This is a genomic window from Salinirubellus litoreus (genome assembly GCF_037335815.1).
In the GTDB taxonomy this organism is placed as follows: domain Archaea; phylum Halobacteriota; class Halobacteria; order Halobacteriales; family Haloarculaceae; genus Salinirubellus; species Salinirubellus litoreus.
In genome coordinates this window covers 1,042,586-1,059,410 of record NZ_CP147841.1, presented here as the reverse complement: position 1 = coordinate 1,059,410, position 16,825 = coordinate 1,042,586, and the positions used below count along the sequence as shown (strand labels likewise).

Below are 16,825 nucleotides of genomic sequence, written 5' to 3'. Positions count from 1 at the left end.
GGCACTCGCAGGTCATGATGTCTCAGAAGGAGACACCTCTGCTGTGAAGGGTGTTCGGGCCCCAGTGAGTACACCACACTGAGAACACACCCGACAACTCGATGTCAGTAACCGACACTGTTGATCGATGTTAGAAGTGACCTATAATGACAAAACCGTAGTGGCGTTCATCCACCAGCCGTGGATTTCCGAGATTCGGGATCGTTCGAGATATATGGGATCGGTGCGACGAAAACCCGGAGTATCCGATATCCTGTCACGACCTCTCGAGTCGATGGGCACGGCTCCGGTGCTACTTACACCGGGTTCGGGGACCGATATCCAGGTGGGGGATACTGGTATCTCGAAACCAGTAACGGCTGCATACTGAACTTCGACGGGCTATCCGAGCAGGACGGGCAACTATCATAGCAACGAGTCAACGTTTGTGCGTATTGTACGGCTGGTCAATAATTATATATGCCCGCGAAGGGAGGTGAAAGTCGATGTATTTACAAGAAACCTTGCGAAAGCGGGCAGATGATCCGATATCGGTCGCGATAATCGGTACGGGAGTCTTCGGCAAGTTCGTCACGTATCAGGTGGAGAGAATGCCAAGTATCGATCCGGTCGTCTTGGCAGATATCGAGATCTCGAAGGCGGAGACGGCCTATCGGAAAGCGGGCGTTGACACCAGCGAAGTCGTAAAAACAGACGATTCCGATGAGGTCGCGGCCGCCCTGGATGAAGGCAAACGCGTCGTGACAGCAGACGGTGTCGTCGCAGCGGAAGCCCCGGTAGACGTCGTGGTCGAGGTGACCGGCGCCCCGGTCGATGCGGCTCGTCATATCTGGGCTGCAATCACTGCTGAGAACCATGTCGTCAACGTGACCGTAGAGACCGACGCGACGGTCGGCCCGCTTCTTTCACAGATCGCGTCGACCAAAGGGGTCACGTACTCGATGGCCTACGGGGACGAGCCAGCGCAAGTGATCGGTCTTGTCGACTGGGCCCAATCAGTAGGACTGGACATCGTCGCCGCAGGCCAGGGGACTATCTTCACGCTCGAACCCCACGGAACTCCGGACGATGCGCCTGAACGGTTTGGTCTTTCTGAGTCGTTCATCGAAAATAACGACCCGAACCCACGCATGTACAACACCTTTCTGGACGGGACGAAAGTCTCCGTCGAACTCTGCGCAGCAGCGAACGCGATCGGTCTCACTCCAGACAGCGGAGAGCCACATATCCCCAAGACCGATCAGGAAGGTGTACTCGAAACGCTTCGCCCGAAGGGTGACGGGGGGGTCCTCGATGAAAAAGGTGTCATCGACGGAGTCACCCCAGCCGACGGCTTTAACAACCCGAGTGCATTCGTGATCACGGAAGCCAAAAACCCTGAAATGCAGCAGTACTTCGAACAACGGTTCAACGTACCAACCGTAAATGGTGGAAAATACCAGTACTTCGACCGTTCGTACCACATCTTCCCGGAAACAACCGTAAGTATCGCTAACGTCGCCCTCAACGACGGCCCCACTGGAGTCGTTCGGACGCAGGCTTCGGAGGTTGTCGCGAGAGCCAAGCGCGACTTGGAGCCCGGTGACGTGATCGATGGTGGCGGGGGAACCACGATCTACGGCGCACTACAGTCCGCAGAGAAGGCGGCTAATGAGGGTGCCGTTCCGTTCGAACTACTGGCCGGAGCCGAGGTAACTCGCCCTGTCCAACGAGATGAACGCATCACTGAAGACGACGTGGAAGTCGACGAAAGTTCGTTCCTCTACCACCTCCGTCGGATACAGGACGAAACCGTCTAGCTCCGCTGCGCTTTCTGTCAACAGCCGTTCGTATCACTACGCCATTTTCTGAGTAGTCCATCTGTACAACTACGAGAGAGGTTCGCGTCGACGCTGCTCATAGGCCGGATCCTCGGTTCCCGCATTCGGTGGCTGTCGACCGAAGGGGCTGCACTCCGCGTGCATCGAGGGATCGAACGAAACCGTGGATACGAGCCGCCGATCGGAGGGAGGTCTCGTGATCCCACCGGGGCAGCATCGGACAGGATCGGGGCGACGGAGGTGGCTCCCGGAGCGCACGCTGAGTTCTACAACCCGAACGTCTCGGCCTCGGGTTCGCCGTACTCCTCACGGATGGCCTCGTGTATCTCGTAGACGTCGGGAGTGTCCCGCGTCGGGTCGAGGGGATGGGTGCCGACCCACCGATAGCGCACCGTTCGGTCCGTATCGACGAGGAAGCACGAGCGGCGCGACCGGGGGAGGAGCCTGAACGTGCGGTACTTCACGTCGAACGCCCCGGCGACCGCGAGATCCCGGTCGGAGAAGAGCGGGAATGTCAGCCCGAGGTAGTCGATGAACCGCCGGTGCGTGCTCGCGCGTGACTTGCTGATGCCGACGACCTGCACCTGCTCGCTCGTGGAGAACCACCCGTAGTCGCGGAACGAGCACCACTCGTCGATGCAGTCGGGGCTGAAGTCGTTCGTGTAGAAGCAGAGCAGGACCGGCCGGTCCGCGAGCAGCGATTCGAGCGACACCTCCTCGACACCCTCCTCCGGCGAGACCAGCGGAGCGGTGAAGTCGGGTGCCGTGTCGCCGACGTCGAGCCCTGAAGCCACCATATCCTCGTTGCGACCGGATCGCCCAATAACGCCCGTCAGGTATCGAGATCCGATACCGGACGGCGACCGCCACCCACTCGCCGACCGGGAACGGCGGTAGCCGCCGCTCGCTCACCGGCGTGAGACGGACGCGCATCGAGGAGGTCGACCGGTGGATGGACCCGGCGAGCGTCGAGCGTCGTGACGATCCCAGACCCCCGCTCGGAGCGCCAGCGGCGTGACATCGCGAGCCGGCATTCCGGCTTCGCGGTTCGAAATCCCGCTACGTCGTCGTCCGCCAGCGATCCGGCACTCGATCGGGAGCGAGGCCGAGCTAGCCCTCGGAGTGTGAAGTCGTGGCTGGTGGTTCATCCGGCTCGCGCCCCTCCCGAACGACGATGGCAGACGAACACAGTGGCGACGCAGTCGGGGAATCGATAACGTCAGCCATTGGAGTCGCAGGGAGGCTCGTCGTCGGCCTCCTGGTCCTCGCGTTCGTGGTCGGATGGACGGACTTCTGGCTCGCCGCGGTGCGAATACACTACGCGCAAGGGGATCTGATCTCGGTACTCCTCACCGGGACGATCGGAGCCGCACCGGGGGTCGCCGCCCTCGCCCGGGTGCTCCCGAAGACCGGAGTCAAAACCCGTGCCGGGAACGCGATGGACGGAGCGATCACGTCGTGACTCGGGAGGGACGCAGGACGGGGAGACCCGACACACGGGACGGCAGGCCGACGTCACGAGAGCCGAAGCCGTCGCGTGAGGACGGGCGGGGACGGGCTCGCCGGGGAGGCTAACCCGCCTGCCGCTCGGGAGCCGAGAGCACATCGATCGTCCCCGTTCGGTATCTACGACGGGTTTCGAGGTCCGAGTGCGTCCGGGACCCAGATCGTCGCGACCGCTGTCGGCGCTGCCAGCACCCCATCGCCCTCGTCGATACCCTTTACTCCCGACTCGCCGACCCCCAGCCATGCGAAAGACGCGTATCGAGGAGGTCGACTCGTGGATGGGGCCGGCGAGCGTCAAGCGATCGCTGACGGGGGCGCTCGGAACCGAGGACGTCGCGGTCAACTACTACGAACTCGAACCCGGCGAGTCGTTCGCGTTCGGCTACCACCGACACGCCGATCAGGAGGAGGTGTTCTACGTGCTGGCGGGCGAGGTGACGTTCGAGACCGGCGAGCCACCGAGCGGCTCGGAACCCGCGAGCGAGGAGGACGTCACCGTGAGCGCCGGCGAGGCGGTCCGATTCGGCCCCGGCGAGTGGCAGCAGGGGTGGAACCGGGGGGAGACGCGGGTGAAGGCGCTCGCGCTCGGAGCCCCGAAGGAGGGCGGCGAGACGACCATCCTCCGGGAGTGCTCCGAGTGCGGCGAGCGGACCGGACAGGAGGTGCAGCGGGCCGAGGACGCCGAGGCGCTCGTGACCGTGTGTGTCGAGTGCGGGGCCGAGACCGGCCGATTCACCTGACCTCGCGGGTCGTGGTTCGGGAGGACCCGGACGAGACCCGCCGAGTGCGGCGATGCGACAGCCGAAAGCCCCACGTCGGCCGGCCACCTAACACGGGTATGACCCGGACTCAGGCGACGCTGGTCTACGACGACGACTGTGGGTTCTGCTCGTGGGTGGCGTCGTTCGTCGCCCGGCGGACCGAGATGGGCATCGTCGGCTTCTCCGAACTGACCGACGAGGAGCGCGAACCCCTCCCCGCCGACTACGAGGAGTGCGTCCACCTGGTGACGGAGGACGCGGTCTACTCGTGCGGGGAGGCCACCGAGCGGGCCCTGGAGCGCGCGGGCGTCCTCCCACGGGAGGCGCGGACGTTCCTCAACCAGTTCGCCGACTACGGCCCGCTCCGCGAGCGGCTCTACCGCGAGGCGGCCGACCGACGTGACGTCTGGGGGCTGCTCGTCTCCGCCGAGCCGCCGACACGGCGCGAGCCCTCGGTGGTGGAGACCGAACACGAGGACGACGACTGACGGGGACGACGGGACGCCGGAGCGGCGACCGGGCCGACGCTCACACGGACGGTCGTAACGACTTCGCGACGATCGCCCGATCCAGGATCGGCGATCATCGGTAGAGGACACAACCGTCCGCATCAGACCCCGACGAGGTAGAGGAGACAGAAGACCAGACAGTTGTACCCACCGTGGACCGCGGTCGGAGCCACGATGTCGTCGGTCCGGGCGTGGAGCCAGCCGAACACGAGCGAGAGACCGAAGACGGCGATCAGCGAGAGCCCGACCGCCGAGGGCTCGGAGGTATCGGCGTAGAGCGTCGGGACGTGTGCCAGCGCGAAGGGGACGCTCGCAGCGACCACCGCTCGGCGTCGGGACGTGACGTCGTACAGCGACGCCTGGACGACCCCGCGGTAGAGCAGTTCCTCGGTGGGCGCGATGACCACCAGCGAGAGGCCGGCGAGGAGCACCAGCGAGATCCGGAACCCGCCGTCGGCCTGTGCGGTCAGGGCGTTCCCCGCGAACGGGACGCCGAGAACGGCGAGGCCGACGACGGCGACGACCCAGGCGAGGACGAGAACGGCGATGACCGCGGCGACCAGACGGACCTCCTCGGCGTCGGGGCGGACGGGGCGGAGATCGCCGAGCCGGCCGGTCAGCGCGAGGTATCCGACCCCGACGGCCGCGAGACCGGCCCCGTAGAGGACGACCGCGGCCGCCAGCCGCGACAGCGGACCGACCGGCGGGAGGTGTCCGATCAGCCGGGAGAAACCCAAGCCGGCGACCGGACCCGCGACGGCGACCGTGACCGCCCCGAACACGCCGGACGACGCGATCCGGGGCCGGACGGACACGCGGCCTCTGACTCCCATCGGTTCATCATCATCGTACGCGAATAAAACACGGACCCGTGGATCGCTCCTCGATACACAGGAGAGCGTACGCGGCGGTTCGCGGGGTAGAGAGGCGATACAACTGAGCCACGACGCTCCGCTTCGGTGGCCCGATCGGGCGACGTTACTCGAATGCGGCGACGCCGGTCAGGTCGTGGCCGAGGATGAGCGAGTGGATGTCGTGGGTCCCCTCGTAGGTGTACACCGTCTCGAGGTTCGCCATGTGGCGCATCGGCGAGTAGTCGGCCGTGATGCCGTTGCCACCGAGCATCTCACGGGCGATACGGGACTGGTCGCGGGCCATCCGGACGTTGTTGCGCTTTGCCATCGACACCTGCTGGGCCCGGAGGTCGCCGCGCTCCTTGAGTTCGGCCAGCCGGTAGGCCAGTAGCTGTGAGGTCGTTATCTGGGTCGCCATCTCGGCGAGCTTCTCCTGCTGGAGCTGGAACGAGGCGATGGGCTTACCGAACTGCTCGCGGTCGGTGGCGTACTCCCGGGCGGTCTCGAAGCAGTCCCGGGCCGCGCCGATGGCCCCCCACGCGATGCCGTATCGGGCCTGCGTGAGACACGACAGCGGCCCCTTCATACCCTCGACGCCGGGGAGGACGTTCGACTCGGGCACGTAGACGTTCGAGAGCTCGACCTGGCCGGTGACGGAGGCGCGCAGTGAGAGCTTCTCCTCGATCTTCGGCGTCTCGACGCCGTCGCGGTCGGTCTCGACGAGGAACCCCCGCACGGGATCGTCGTCGGCCGAGCGGTCGCGCGCCCAGACGAGCGCCACGTCCGCGAGCGGCGAGTTCGTGATCCACGTCTTCGTCCCGTTGAGCACGTACCCCTCGTCCTCGGCCTCGGCGTGGGTCTCCATCCCCGAGGGGTTCGAACCGTGGTTCGGTTCCGTGAGGCCGAAACAGCCGATCTTCTCGCCGGTCCCCATCTCCTCGAGCCACTCGTCTTTCTGCTCCTCGCTCCCGTAGGCATGGATAGGGTACATGACGAGTGCGCCCTGCACCGAGGCCATCGAACGGAGCCCGGAGTCGCCGGCCTCCAGTTCCTGCATCAGGACGCCGTAGGCGGTTTCGGAGAGGTCGGCCAGCCCGTATCCCGAGAGGTTCGGCGCGTAGAATCCCAGTTCGCCCATCTCCTCGATCAGGTCGGTCGGGAACGTCCCCTCGATCCAGTGGTCGGCGACGACGGGTTTGAACCGGTCCTCGACGAACTCGCGTGCGGTGTCGCGGACCATCCGCTCCTCGCTCGTGAGGTCAGCCTCCAGATCGACGTAGTCGAGCATACCACGCCTTCGGACGGCACCGACAAAAGCCCTGGTACACCGGCCCGATCGACGAGATAATCGAGAGCGAGGACGGTCGACGACCGGGGGTCACGTCCCGACGAAGCCACGCGCGGGGGCGTACGCGAGCGCCAGGACTGCCGCGGGGAGAAACGTTTTGGGCGCGACAGGACTACCCTCGGGCGTGGAGTCCCCGTTCGAGACGCTCCGGGTCGACCCGGACGCGGACGCCGAGAAGATAGAGCAGGCGTACCGGCGGCGAGTGATGGAGGCCCACCCGGACCACGGCGGCTCCGCCTCGGAGTTCCAGGCGGTGCGAGCCGCCTACGAGGAGATCACCTCGGGGAACGGGGCCCGTGTGCACTCGTCCGGACGGGGTGCGGAGGAGGGGGACGACGCGGCGGAACCCGAACCCGAACCCGAACCCGAACCGGAGCCGGAGCCGGAACCTCCCGACCCGGAGGTCGAGTACCTGAACTACGACGTCCTCGGGGACCAGGGGTGGTCGCTCGACGACGAGGACCTGTTCGAGAAGGCGGCCGAGGCGGGACTCGACACCGAGGATTACGGCCGGTTCACGGTCGGGACGCGCGAGTCGCTCCTCGAGGCCGCCGAGGGCGAGGGGTTCGCGTGGCCGTACGCCTGTCGCGGCGGGGCGTGTGCGAACTGCGCGGTCGCGGTCACCGAGGGGGAGATGTCGATGCCCGTCGACCACATCCTCCCCTCGGACATGCTCGACCACGGCATCCGGCTCTCCTGCGTCGGCGCGCCAGTCACCGGGAGGATGCGGGTCGTCTACAACGTCAAGCACCTCCCCGACCTCGACGAACTCCGACTGCCGCCACGCCCGTTCGAACAGGCGCGATCGAGCGACTGAGAGCGGAGGCGATCACGGGAGCGGTCGGGACGGCCAGCAGTACCCTCCGCTCCTAGTCGAGCCGGGGGACGATTTTGTTTTTTACCCGAAGGAAGCGCCCCGGTAAATATCATCTCAGAAACTACTATGTGAGATGAGAGGATAGGCGAAGGTGATGGACGACGGGAACGCACTCGGGGACCCGGACGTCGAGGGTACCGTCGTCGGTATCCCGGCGTACAACGAGGCGAACACTATCGGTGGCGTCGTCTCCGAGTCGTCGAGCGTCGCGGAGGAGGTACTGGTAGTCGACGACGGAAGCGACGACGGGACGGCACGGATCGCTCGCTCCGCCGGCGCGACCGTCATCAGGCACGACCGTAACCGGGGGTACGGAGCGGCACTGAAGGCGATCTTCGAGGAGGCCACCCGTCGATCGGCGACTCACCTCGTCACGCTCGACGGGGATGCCCAGCACGACCCGTCGGATATACCGAGGTTAGTCGGTCACCTAGACCGGACCGGTGCCGGGGTCGTCGTCGGGAGTCGGTTCGTCGGATCCGGCGCGACGGACGCTCCACTGTATCGTCGTTTCGGACTCCACCTGCTGAACACGCTCGCGGTGGTAGCCCTCGGGAGAGCGGGTTCGTCCTCACCGATCACGGACACGCAGAGCGGGTTCCGGGCCTACGACCGACGGGTGATCCGCGCCCTCGCCGGACGCGACCGTATCAGCGACCACATGGGTGCGAGCACGGACGTCCTCTACCTGGCCTGCCTGGACGGGTTCAGCGTCGAGGAGGTCGGCACCGAGATCAGTTACGACGTCGAGACGACAAGCACCGAGAACCCGGTCTCGCACGGTACCGTCCTCCTGAAGAACGTACTGAGGACGATCGTGTTCGGTCCGTGACACCGTCCTCCGCCGGGGAGTCTCGCCGACTACTGAGGTGGCCTTCCGATCGACGCACCTACCTGACTCTCGACCTCGAATGCGACTACGGGACCGCCCTGCCGTCGAATCGTTACGGCGCGCTCGAGCGTGTCGACGAGTTCCGGTCGCTGGTCGAGCACTACGACGTCCCGCTGACGGTGTTCGTCCAGACCGAGGTCCTCGACGCACGACCGGAAGCCGTCGAATCTCTCCGCGATGTGAACGTCCCCGTGGAGTTCCACCCGCACTCGCATACCCATACCCCCCGGTCGGACGTGGACGTCTCCGGGGAGGTAAACCGGAGTACGGATCGGTTCTACGAGTTCTTCGGCGTGAAGCCGACCGGATATCGCTTCCCGGACGGTGACGTCCTGCCGGAGGACTACACCGTGCTGACCGAGAACGGGTACGAGTTCGACGCTAGCCTTTTGCCCTCGTGGCGTCCCGGGCGCTTCAACCACCTGGGTGAACCGACCGTACCACACAGACGGGTGAACCACGACATCTACGAGATCCCCTTCACCACGTTCTCCGACGTGCTCCCCCTGCCGACGTCCCTCTCGTACTGTCGGTTCATCGGTCGGCCGTCACTGGCGCTTCTATCGGGACGATCCGAACAGCCGACGGTGTTCAACGTTCATATGCACGACCTATTCAACCCCGAGTCGTACAGGCGCCTCCCACTCCCGTACCGGGCGATCTACGCCCGGAACGCCGACGGGTTCTCCGTCTTCGAGCGGGCTCTCGACGCGCTCGCCGGGTCCGGTCGTTCGGCCGGTCGATTCGAGGATCTGATGGAATATCTCCGGCACTCGTGAGAGAGGGCGCGCACGACGCCACCGGACGAACCCACCTGTCCTCGGCGGCGACCCGCCCCGACGATCGGACGACGATCGGGTGTCCGGGGGGCGCGCAGACGCCGTCGGACTCGTCGTTCGGCGGTGTTCCACACTCGGACGCGACGTTTAAACGGCAAGACGGACCTAGGTCCCGGTAATGAGCGAGTCCGACGGCTCCGACGAGTCCGGCGAGTCGCGGGCGTTCTGCCCGCGGTGTGGCGACCCGATGGACCCCCCCGAGGAGCCACGGCCGGGCGAGCCGCGCGACCCCGACCGGGTGCTCTGTGACGCCTGCTACTTCGAGGGGTTCGAACTCGTCGACGCACCGGAGCGAGTAGAGGTACGGGTCTGCTCGCAGTGCGGCGCGGTCCACCGCGGGAACCGGTGGGTCGACGTCGGAGCGAAGGACTACACCGACGTCGCGATCGAGGAGGTGACCCGGGCGCTCGGCGTCCACCGTGACGTCGAGGACGTCCGGTGGACCGTCGACCCCGAGCAGGTCGACCGGAACACCGTCCGGATGCACGCGACGTTCACGGGCAGGATCCGCGAGACGCCCGTCGAGGAGAGCGTGACGGTCCCGGTCTACATCGCCCGCGAGACATGTACCCGATGTGGCCGCATCGCGGGGGACTACTACGCGGCGCTGGTCCAGGTCCGCGGCACGGAACGGGTGCCGACGGACGCGGAGAACGAGCGCGCCGTCGAGATCGCCGAGGAGTACATCGCCGAGCGGGAGGCCACGGGCGATCGGAACGCGTTCATCACCGAGATCGACTACACGGCCAGCGGGGCGGACATGAAGATCAGCACGAACCAGATGGGCGAGGCCATCGCCCACCGCATCACCCGCGAGTTCGGCGGGTCGGTCTCCGCGGCGGAGACGCTCGTCACCGAGGACGGCGACGGCAACGAGGTCTACCGGGTGACGTTCGTCGCGCGGCTCCCGCCGTACACACCCGGGGACGTCATCGACCTCGACGACGGGGACGGGCCGGTGCTGGTGACCTCCGCGCACGGGAATCTCAAGGGGGTTCGCCTGGAGACCGGCGAGCGCTACGAGGCGAGCCACGAGGAGGGGATCGATCCCGACGCACGCAAGCTCGGAACCCGCGAGGAGGCCGTCGAGACCACAGTGGTAACCGTCGAGGACGACCGCTCGGTGCAGGTGCTCGACCCGGAGACCTACGAGGCCAAGACCATCCCCCGGCCGTCGTTCGCGGATACGGACGCCGAGACGCTCCCGGTGCTCCGGTCCCGGGCCGGCCTCCACGTCCTGCCGCGCGAGGGGACCGATCCGGAGGAGTCGGCGTGACCGACCGGGGGAGCGAGAACGGGAGCGGTCGAGCGGACGACCCAGACCGGGAGGACGGGACCGGAAGGCGAGGGCCGGGACTGGCCGCGCTGGTCGACGAGTCACGGGCCGAAGCGGCCATCGAGTCGCTCCGCGGGGAGGGCGTCTACGACGACGCGCGGAGCGTCGCACCACACGACGAGGGGCGTGTCGCCCTCCCAGTCACCGAACCGCCCGTCGGGACCGACGTGCGGGAGGTGATCGAGGCCGACCTCCCGTGGCGGACGCGGGGGCTCGCCGACCTGCTCCGCGAGCGGGGGTGGGAGGACGACGAGATCGACCGTGCGCCGGGATCGTGGGCCGTCGTCGGTAGCGTCGTCCTCGTCGATATCGGGGACGCTCCGCGACCCGAGGAGGTCGGCGAGGCGCTGCTCTCGCTCCACGGCGAGGCCGACACCGTCCTCGCCCGAGGCGGGGTCTCGGGGACGACCCGCGAGCCCGACATCGAGGTGCTGGCCGGCGAGGGCGACACCGAGACCGTCCACACCGAGCACGGCATCCGGTACGCGCTCGACCTCGCGGCGGTGATGTTCGCCCCCGGGAACGAGGCCGAGCGCGCCCGGATGGGGGAGGTCGTCGGCGAGGGCGAGCGCGTGTTCGACATGTTCGCCGGTATCGGCTACTTCACGCTCCCGATGGCCCGCGCGGGTGCGGCGGTGACCGCGACGGAGGTGAACCCGACGGCGTTCCGCTACCTCGCGGAGAACGCGGTTCTAAATGGCGTCGAGGACCGAATCTCGGCGTTCCGGGCGGACTGCCGGGACGTCGAGGTGGAGGCGGTCGATCGAGTCGTGATGGGCTACTACGAGGCGTGGGAGTACCTCGATTCGGCACTCTCGGCGCTCCGACCGGGCGGGGTCGTCCACCTCCACGAGGCGACGCCGGAGGCAGAACTGTGGGACAGACCGATCTCACGGCTGCGCGAGGCCGCCGACGAGCGCGGCCGTGGAGTCGAGGTGCTCGACCGGCGGGTCGTGAAGTCCCACAGCCCCGGGGTCGACCACGTCGTCGTCGACGCAAGAGTGGGGTGACGTCGGGGTCGGGACGGAGAGCGGGTCCGACTGCGGATCGACGACGCAGGAACCGCCCGGACGCTTAAGTCGGTCGGCGGGAATCCAGGGACGTAAGCTACCACGGCCTGAAGGCCGTGGCATTTCCCCATGATGGGTTTCCAGCCACCGACCTGCGGCAGACCGAGGCGGGCTGTACGTCAGCGTTCGGTCCGAGGAGGCTGTTCTGCGTCCTCGGACGTACTCTCTCCAGGCTTTATCCGGAGAGACGCTGGCCTATGGAGAGGCACGTTCGGTCCACGACGGACCGACCGGCTGACTCACACCGCTTTAATTCTCGGTGGCCTCGAACGCGGTCGTTTCACGAGTCGGTTACTCCGACCCGGAGGGACGGCGGCATCGGCCCCGAGTTTCTGCACATCGCCGGGATGTTTAATCCGGGGCACGCCTACGGGTGCCCCTACACCCGAGTCATTTTGGCTCGGATGCAGTACCATGACACACAATCAACACTCAGTTAGCAGTACCGCTCACGTTCGGAAACCGGACGGTCGAAGAACAGTGGGAAAGACGGCACCCTGTCGGCTTCCTCCCGCGTTCACGAGACGCGGTTCGTCTCGTGCAGCCCACGAGAACGCCTCTGGCGTTCTCGGGACGCCTGAAGACGCGGGTATCCGCCTCGATTCTCTATGAACAGACAGCAGATCATCGCGCTCCTCTTCGCGTTCCTGATGGTCTCCTCGGCGGTCGCGTACTTCGTCTCGTTCTTCCTCGGGTAACCGTCCATTTCGATCGGTGTGCGACGTCGAGCGCGCGAGTCGGGAGGTGGGAGTGCCGCGACCGACGACCCCGGCGAGCGGATTTATTACCGCCCGCCGGGTCGCACGGGCAGGGATGTCCTCGGAACACCTCTTCCACAAGTGGGGGGCGGGCGTCGCGCCCGACCTCCCCCGGATCGAACGCGCGTACGACGAGTTCCTCCTCACCGACGACGGCGAGGAACTCCTGGATGCGGCGGCCGGCGCGGCCGTCGCCAACCTCGGCCACTCGGTGCCCGACGTCGCCGACGTCGTGGCCGAGCAGACGGAGCGCGTCTCGTACCTCTCGCTGTCACACTTCACCCACGCCCCCGCGGAGGCGCTCGCCGAGCGCGTCGCCGACCTCGCGCCGGGCGACCTCGACACCGTCTTCCTCACGGGATCGGGGAGCGAGGCGAACGAGGCGGCGTTCAAACTCGCGCACGCCTACCACCGTTCCCGGGGAGCGCCCGGGAAGCACAAGGTCGTCTCGCGGTGGCAGGCCTACCACGGGTCGACGCTCGGCGCGCTCGCCGCCTCGGGGAACACGACCCGCCGGGTGCCGTTCGACGCGATGCTCCCCGCGTGGCCGCATATCGGTCCCGCCTACCCCTACCGGTGGGGGTACGAGGGCACGCCCGAGGAGCAGGCCCGCGCGGCCGCCGGCGAGCTGGAGACGACCATCGAGCAGGAGGGCCCCGAGACGGTGGCGGCGTTCGTCGCCGAACCCGTCGGCGGCGCGTCGATTCCCGCCGCCCGGCCACACCCCGCCTACTACGAGGAGGTCCGTCGGATCTGCGACGAGTACGACGTCCTCCTGATCGCGGACGAGGTGATGACCGGGTTCGGCCGCACCGGATCGATGTTCGCCGTCGAGCACTACGACGTGGTCCCGGACCTGCTCGTCGTCGGGAAGGGGCTCTCGGCCGGCTACGCGCCGATCAGCGGCGTCGTCGTGCGCGAGTCGGTGGCCGAGCCGTTCCGCGCCGGCGGAGCGGGATCGTTCCCCCACGGCCACACCTACGCGGGCAACCCCGTCGCGGCGGCCGTCGCCGGCCACGTCGTCGAGCGGTACACGCCCGACCTGCTGGCGACCGGCCGCGAGCGGGGGGAGACGATCCGGGCCGAACTCGAACCGCTCGATTCACACCCGATGGTCGGGGAGATACGCCACACGGGAGCGATGATCGGCGTCGAGTTCGTCGCGGACCGCGAGACGAAGGAGCCGTTCGACCCCGACCTGCACGTCTACGAGCGGGTGTACGACGCAGCCATGGAGCGGGGCGTCTACACCTACCCCGGGCGGGGATCGGTCGACGGCGTCGCCGGCGACCACGTGATGCTCGCGCCACCGCTGAACGTCTCCGAGGAGTCCGCCGAACGGATCGGTCGTTCCGTGGTGGAGAGCGTCGAGGCGGTCGCCGAAGACGTGCTGTAGGTATCGGAGGCGGTCGCGTGTTCGTACCCGGCTCGCCGGTTCCGGCGTGGGTGCCGAGGGGAGATAGTCCGAACCGGTAGCCGGGGTTATCGAGGTGATCGACGGCCCGTTCCCGGCCTCGGTTTTCGGACCCCCGCGGGTCGACTACCGGCGCCCCTCGAAGGAGTCGTCACGCTGTTCGAGTACCACGCGCAGCGTGCCGGACCTCGGTTGCCGTGCGGAGTCGAGGAGGGCCCTGAACTGCTCCAGCATCTCCGTCGAGTCGCCCGTTTCACTCCGCACCGTCCGAGACTCCTCCCGGAGCGAATCGTAAAGACGCTCCAGCAGGCGTTCCACGGCGTGGGCGTCGGCCTTCGACTCGATCTCGAACGTGGCCTCGTGTTCCTCCATGCGGACACGTACCGTTCCACGGGGGATAGGGTTGTCCGCCGATGAACCACGACGTCGTTTCCGGAGTCGGTTCCCCCGTGCAGGGAGATCCGCCTCACTCCCCCCAGACGTCCGAGAGCGGGTGGTCGTCGTAGGCCGTGGAGCCGTCCGAGGAGTCCGAGCCCGAACCCGACCCCGATCGGGAGCGCGACCGGGAGCGGGAACGAGAGCGCGAGTTCGAGCGGCCGGAGCTCCCACCCGAACGACTCCCCGCCGAGTCGCCGTCCCGTCCCGAGGCGTCCCGGCCGACCTCACTGACGGCGCTCCGGGGATCGAACTCCGGAAGGTCAGGTTTCGTCGTGCGGTCGACCTGTTCGGCGAACCAGTCGGGCATGTCGACCCGGGCTCGCTCGAACAGGTCCAGCAGCGAGGAGTCGGCGAGGTACGTCGCGCCGTGGTCGTCGGGGGCCCGGACCACCCGTCCGCAGGCCTGGATGACGGTCCGCAGGGCCGTCCGGTAGTACCACGCCCACTGGCCGTCCTCCAGCCGTTTCGACACTCTGGAGTCCCGCGTGTTCGGGTAGGGTGCCTTGCAGAGCACCTGCCACCGGCAGAGGTCGCCCTTCAGGTCGAGGGCCTCCTCCATCTTCACCGCGACGAAGACGTCCGAACCGCCCGAACGCTTCCACCCGTCGAGCGCCGCGTCGCGGTTCTCGCGATCGTGTGTTCGCACCCTGGCACCGACGCCGAAGTCCTCCAGGAGGTCGGTCAGGCGATCGGCGATGGCGTAGGAGTGGGCGTGGACCAGCCCCTTCTCGTCGGGGTGGTGCTGCATGATCCGCACGAGCGCCCGAGCGACCTTCGGCAGGGTCTCGTCGCGGTGCTCGTAGGTCATCTTCCCCTGTGTCACGTCGTACAGCGGGCGGTTCTCGACCGGAAAGGTGTGGGGGACGTCCACGAGCGCGACGTTCGCGGGGTCGAGGCCGCTCGACCGGCAGAACGCGTCCTTGTTCAGGATGGTCGCCGACAGCAGCGCGAACTTCCGCCCGCGGTCCCAGACGGTGTGGTGGAGGTAGCGCGCGGGGTCCATGGGCTTGATCGTCACACGGCTACCCGCCCCGTCGGGCTGGTCGGCGACCCACGTCGTCCGCGAGTCCAGATCCCGCAGATCCTCCAGGAACCAGCCGAGGTCGCGCACGAGTTCGGCGAGGCGGTCCCGGTCGGCGGCCTCGCTCGGCGCGAGTTCGACCTGCCCCCGGAGCTCCTTCTGGCGGCGCTGACAGGTGTCGCGCAAGCGCTCTGCGTACCCCTCGACGTCCGTCAGCCCGTCGATCGCGGGGGGTTCGCAGTCCTCCCACACCGGAACCGTGGTCGAGGAGAGGTCGATGGTGGCGTACATCTCGGCCCACTCGGCGAGCCCGTGGGCCTCGTCGATCACGACGACGTCCCGGCGGCCGAACACGTCCGAGCCGGCGGTCTGCATGAAGTACGCGAGCGTCATCGCCGCGATGTTCCGGTTGGAGGCGATGGCCCGGTCCGAGAAGTACGGACAGCGATGCTTCACCGGGCAGTCGAACCCCCGCTCGCGGGCGCAGGGTGCCCGGTTCACGGGCGTGTCGGTCTCGCCCGGGAGGATACAGTCGTAGTTGGGCTTCCCGCGGATGACGCTCAGGTCCTCCAGGAGCGGGTCGCCCGCCACGTCGTCGAGCTGTGAGACCTGCGGGGTAGTGTAGTACGCCCCGACGGCATCGTGGGGTTCTGCCTCGCCCGGTCGGCGGGCGCAGCCCGCGACGGCGCGGGCGAGCAGCGACTTCCCGCTCCCGGTCGGCGCGCGGACGAGCACCACGTCGTTGCCGGCCTCGAACGCCGCTCGAATGTCGGCGAGGGCCCGCTCCTGTGCGCCGCGGTAGCTCGGGGCGGGGAACTCCTCGGTGATACGCGCCGGGTCCACGGCGGAGGGTTTCTCCCGGGCGGCCTAAACCCACCGCTCCCGTCGGATCGTGGACTCCGGCCCTCGGTTCGTTCCGTTCCTCGCAGTTCGCTTCGCTCCCCGCTCGCCGCTCGACCGGAGGTGGTCCCCACTCCGTTCGGACTACCCTACCGCTCGCGGGTCGTCGCTCCGCTCCTCCCCGCTCGCGTTTCCGAGGTCTCACTCGCCTTGCTCGTTGCGGCCGCGCTACTCCTCACGGCTCACTTCGTTCGCCGTTCGGTTCTCCGCGGCCTCCCTCCGGTCGGCCGCGCTACTCCTCCCCGAGCGCGGCCACGTCCCGTCCGGACGGGTCCTCGGGGAGCCGCTCGATACAGTCGTAGCAGAGGAAGTGCTCCGAGCCGTCCTCGAGCTCCAGGGTCAGTCCCTCGGTCCGGTCGCCGTCGAACGACCAGAGGTTGGCGATGCCGCCGGCGATGCGCACGGTGCGGCCACAGCCGTCGCACGGCTCCCGGGCCATAGGCGAGCGTGGGTCGGTGCGGGCAAAGCGCTTGTGACTGGGG

General features: G+C 67.5%; 16 protein-coding genes. 10 read left to right on the top strand and 6 right to left on the bottom strand.

Annotation, left to right across the window (positions count from 1 at the left end):
* Positions 1–485: 485 nt before the first annotated feature.
* Positions 486–1,799 carry an SAF domain-containing protein gene (locus WDJ58_RS05180; protein ID WP_338916569.1) on the top strand — a complete coding sequence of 438 codons (1,314 nt, stop codon included), beginning with the start codon at positions 486–488 and terminating at the stop codon, positions 1,797–1,799.
* Positions 1,800–2,086: 287 nt separating this feature from the next.
* Here WDJ58_RS05180 and WDJ58_RS05175 read toward each other — a convergent pair whose 3' ends face one another.
* The gene (locus WDJ58_RS05175) at positions 2,087–2,617 is read right to left on the bottom strand and encodes a redoxin domain-containing protein (RefSeq protein WP_338916568.1); all 531 of its coding nucleotides are present in this window, start codon (positions 2,615–2,617) and stop codon (positions 2,087–2,089) included.
* 377 nt (positions 2,618–2,994) lie between these two features.
* Here WDJ58_RS05175 and WDJ58_RS05170 point away from each other — a divergent pair, with 377 nt between their 5' ends.
* From WDJ58_RS05170 to WDJ58_RS05160, 3 genes are all read left to right on the top strand, one after another.
* A complete protein-coding gene (locus WDJ58_RS05170) occupies positions 2,995–3,282 on the top strand; it encodes a hypothetical protein (protein ID WP_338916567.1) in 288 nt (95 codons plus the stop codon).
* Positions 3,283–3,568: 286 nt separating this feature from the next.
* The gene (locus tag WDJ58_RS05165; RefSeq protein ID WP_338916566.1) at positions 3,569–4,066 is read left to right on the top strand and encodes a cupin domain-containing protein; all 498 of its coding nucleotides are present in this window, start codon (positions 3,569–3,571) and stop codon (positions 4,064–4,066) included.
* Positions 4,067–4,164: 98 nt separating this feature from the next.
* Positions 4,165–4,575, top strand: a complete 411-nt coding sequence (locus tag WDJ58_RS05160) for a DCC1-like thiol-disulfide oxidoreductase family protein (protein WP_338916565.1) — start codon at positions 4,165–4,167, stop codon at positions 4,573–4,575.
* Between the two features lie 122 nt (positions 4,576–4,697).
* Here WDJ58_RS05160 and WDJ58_RS05155 read toward each other — a convergent pair whose 3' ends face one another.
* Both WDJ58_RS05155 and WDJ58_RS05150 read right to left on the bottom strand, forming a co-directional pair.
* Positions 4,698–5,429, bottom strand: a complete 732-nt coding sequence (locus tag WDJ58_RS05155) for a CPBP family intramembrane glutamic endopeptidase (RefSeq protein WP_338916564.1) — start codon at positions 5,427–5,429, stop codon at positions 4,698–4,700.
* Between the two features lie 145 nt (positions 5,430–5,574).
* Positions 5,575–6,738, bottom strand: a complete 1,164-nt coding sequence (locus WDJ58_RS05150) for an acyl-CoA dehydrogenase family protein (RefSeq protein ID WP_338916563.1) — start codon at positions 6,736–6,738, stop codon at positions 5,575–5,577.
* 184 nt (positions 6,739–6,922) lie between these two features.
* Between WDJ58_RS05150 and fer the strand changes: the two genes are divergently transcribed.
* From fer to WDJ58_RS05120, 6 genes are all read left to right on the top strand, one after another.
* On the top strand, positions 6,923–7,615 hold the full coding sequence (fer, locus tag WDJ58_RS05145; RefSeq protein ID WP_338916562.1) for a ferredoxin Fer: 693 nt from the start codon (positions 6,923–6,925) through the stop codon (positions 7,613–7,615).
* Positions 7,616–7,769: 154 nt separating this feature from the next.
* Positions 7,770–8,507, top strand: coding sequence for a glycosyltransferase family 2 protein (locus tag WDJ58_RS05140; RefSeq protein ID WP_338916561.1), 738 nt, complete (start codon positions 7,770–7,772; stop codon positions 8,505–8,507).
* Positions 8,504–9,346 carry a polysaccharide deacetylase family protein gene (locus WDJ58_RS05135; RefSeq protein WP_338916560.1) on the top strand — a complete coding sequence of 281 codons (843 nt, stop codon included), beginning with the start codon at positions 8,504–8,506 and terminating at the stop codon, positions 9,344–9,346. The genes WDJ58_RS05140 and WDJ58_RS05135 overlap by 4 nt, the downstream gene beginning before the upstream one ends.
* A 178-nt stretch (positions 9,347–9,524) precedes the next feature.
* Positions 9,525–10,682, top strand: a complete 1,158-nt coding sequence (locus WDJ58_RS05130; protein WP_338916559.1) for a 60S ribosomal export protein NMD3 — start codon at positions 9,525–9,527, stop codon at positions 10,680–10,682.
* Positions 10,679–11,752, top strand: a complete 1,074-nt coding sequence (locus tag WDJ58_RS05125) for a class I SAM-dependent methyltransferase (protein ID WP_380660286.1) — start codon at positions 10,679–10,681, stop codon at positions 11,750–11,752. Before WDJ58_RS05130 ends, WDJ58_RS05125 begins: the two co-directional genes overlap by 4 nt.
* An 873-nt stretch (positions 11,753–12,625) precedes the next feature.
* Positions 12,626–13,966, top strand: coding sequence for an aspartate aminotransferase family protein (locus WDJ58_RS05120; protein WP_338916558.1), 1,341 nt, complete (start codon positions 12,626–12,628; stop codon positions 13,964–13,966).
* 144 nt (positions 13,967–14,110) lie between these two features.
* Here the strand turns inward: WDJ58_RS05120 and WDJ58_RS05115 are convergent, their stop codons facing one another.
* From WDJ58_RS05115 to WDJ58_RS05105, 3 genes are all read right to left on the bottom strand, one after another.
* A complete protein-coding gene (locus WDJ58_RS05115) occupies positions 14,111–14,356 on the bottom strand; it encodes a hypothetical protein (RefSeq protein WP_338916557.1) in 246 nt (81 codons plus the stop codon).
* A 94-nt stretch (positions 14,357–14,450) separates the two neighbouring features.
* Complete coding sequence (locus WDJ58_RS05110) at positions 14,451–16,286, bottom strand: ATP-dependent DNA helicase (RefSeq protein WP_338916556.1); 1,836 nt, start codon at positions 16,284–16,286, stop codon at positions 14,451–14,453.
* 289 nt (positions 16,287–16,575) lie between these two features.
* A complete protein-coding gene (locus WDJ58_RS05105; protein ID WP_338916555.1) occupies positions 16,576–16,782 on the bottom strand; it encodes a DUF7561 family protein in 207 nt (68 codons plus the stop codon).
* Between the last annotated feature and the right edge of the window lie 43 nt (positions 16,783–16,825).

What these genes read in the sequence shown, in the direction of transcription:
- WDJ58_RS05130 (WP_338916559.1), top strand. Translation starts at nt 9,525, where the DNA reads ATGAGCGAGTCCGACGGCTCCGACGAGTCCGGCGAGTCGCGGGCGTTC.
- WDJ58_RS05165 (WP_338916566.1), top strand. Translation starts at nt 3,569, where the DNA reads ATGCGAAAGACGCGTATCGAGGAGGTCGACTCGTGGATGGGGCCGGCG.
- WDJ58_RS05180 (WP_338916569.1), top strand. Translation starts at nt 486, where the DNA reads ATGTATTTACAAGAAACCTTGCGAAAGCGGGCAGATGATCCGATATCG.
- WDJ58_RS05160 (WP_338916565.1), top strand. Translation starts at nt 4,165, where the DNA reads ATGACCCGGACTCAGGCGACGCTGGTCTACGACGACGACTGTGGGTTC.
- WDJ58_RS05155 (WP_338916564.1), bottom strand. Translation starts at nt 5,429, where the DNA reads ATGGGAGTCAGAGGCCGCGTGTCCGTCCGGCCCCGGATCGCGTCGTCC.
- WDJ58_RS05115 (WP_338916557.1), bottom strand. Translation starts at nt 14,356, where the DNA reads ATGGAGGAACACGAGGCCACGTTCGAGATCGAGTCGAAGGCCGACGCC.
- WDJ58_RS05105 (WP_338916555.1), bottom strand. Translation starts at nt 16,782, where the DNA reads ATGGCCCGGGAGCCGTGCGACGGCTGTGGCCGCACCGTGCGCATCGCC.
- WDJ58_RS05175 (WP_338916568.1), bottom strand. Translation starts at nt 2,617, where the DNA reads ATGGTGGCTTCAGGGCTCGACGTCGGCGACACGGCACCCGACTTCACC.
- WDJ58_RS05140 (WP_338916561.1), top strand. Translation starts at nt 7,770, where the DNA reads ATGGACGACGGGAACGCACTCGGGGACCCGGACGTCGAGGGTACCGTC.
- WDJ58_RS05170 (WP_338916567.1), top strand. Translation starts at nt 2,995, where the DNA reads ATGGCAGACGAACACAGTGGCGACGCAGTCGGGGAATCGATAACGTCA.
- WDJ58_RS05150 (WP_338916563.1), bottom strand. Translation starts at nt 6,738, where the DNA reads ATGCTCGACTACGTCGATCTGGAGGCTGACCTCACGAGCGAGGAGCGG.
- WDJ58_RS05120 (WP_338916558.1), top strand. Translation starts at nt 12,626, where the DNA reads ATGTCCTCGGAACACCTCTTCCACAAGTGGGGGGCGGGCGTCGCGCCC.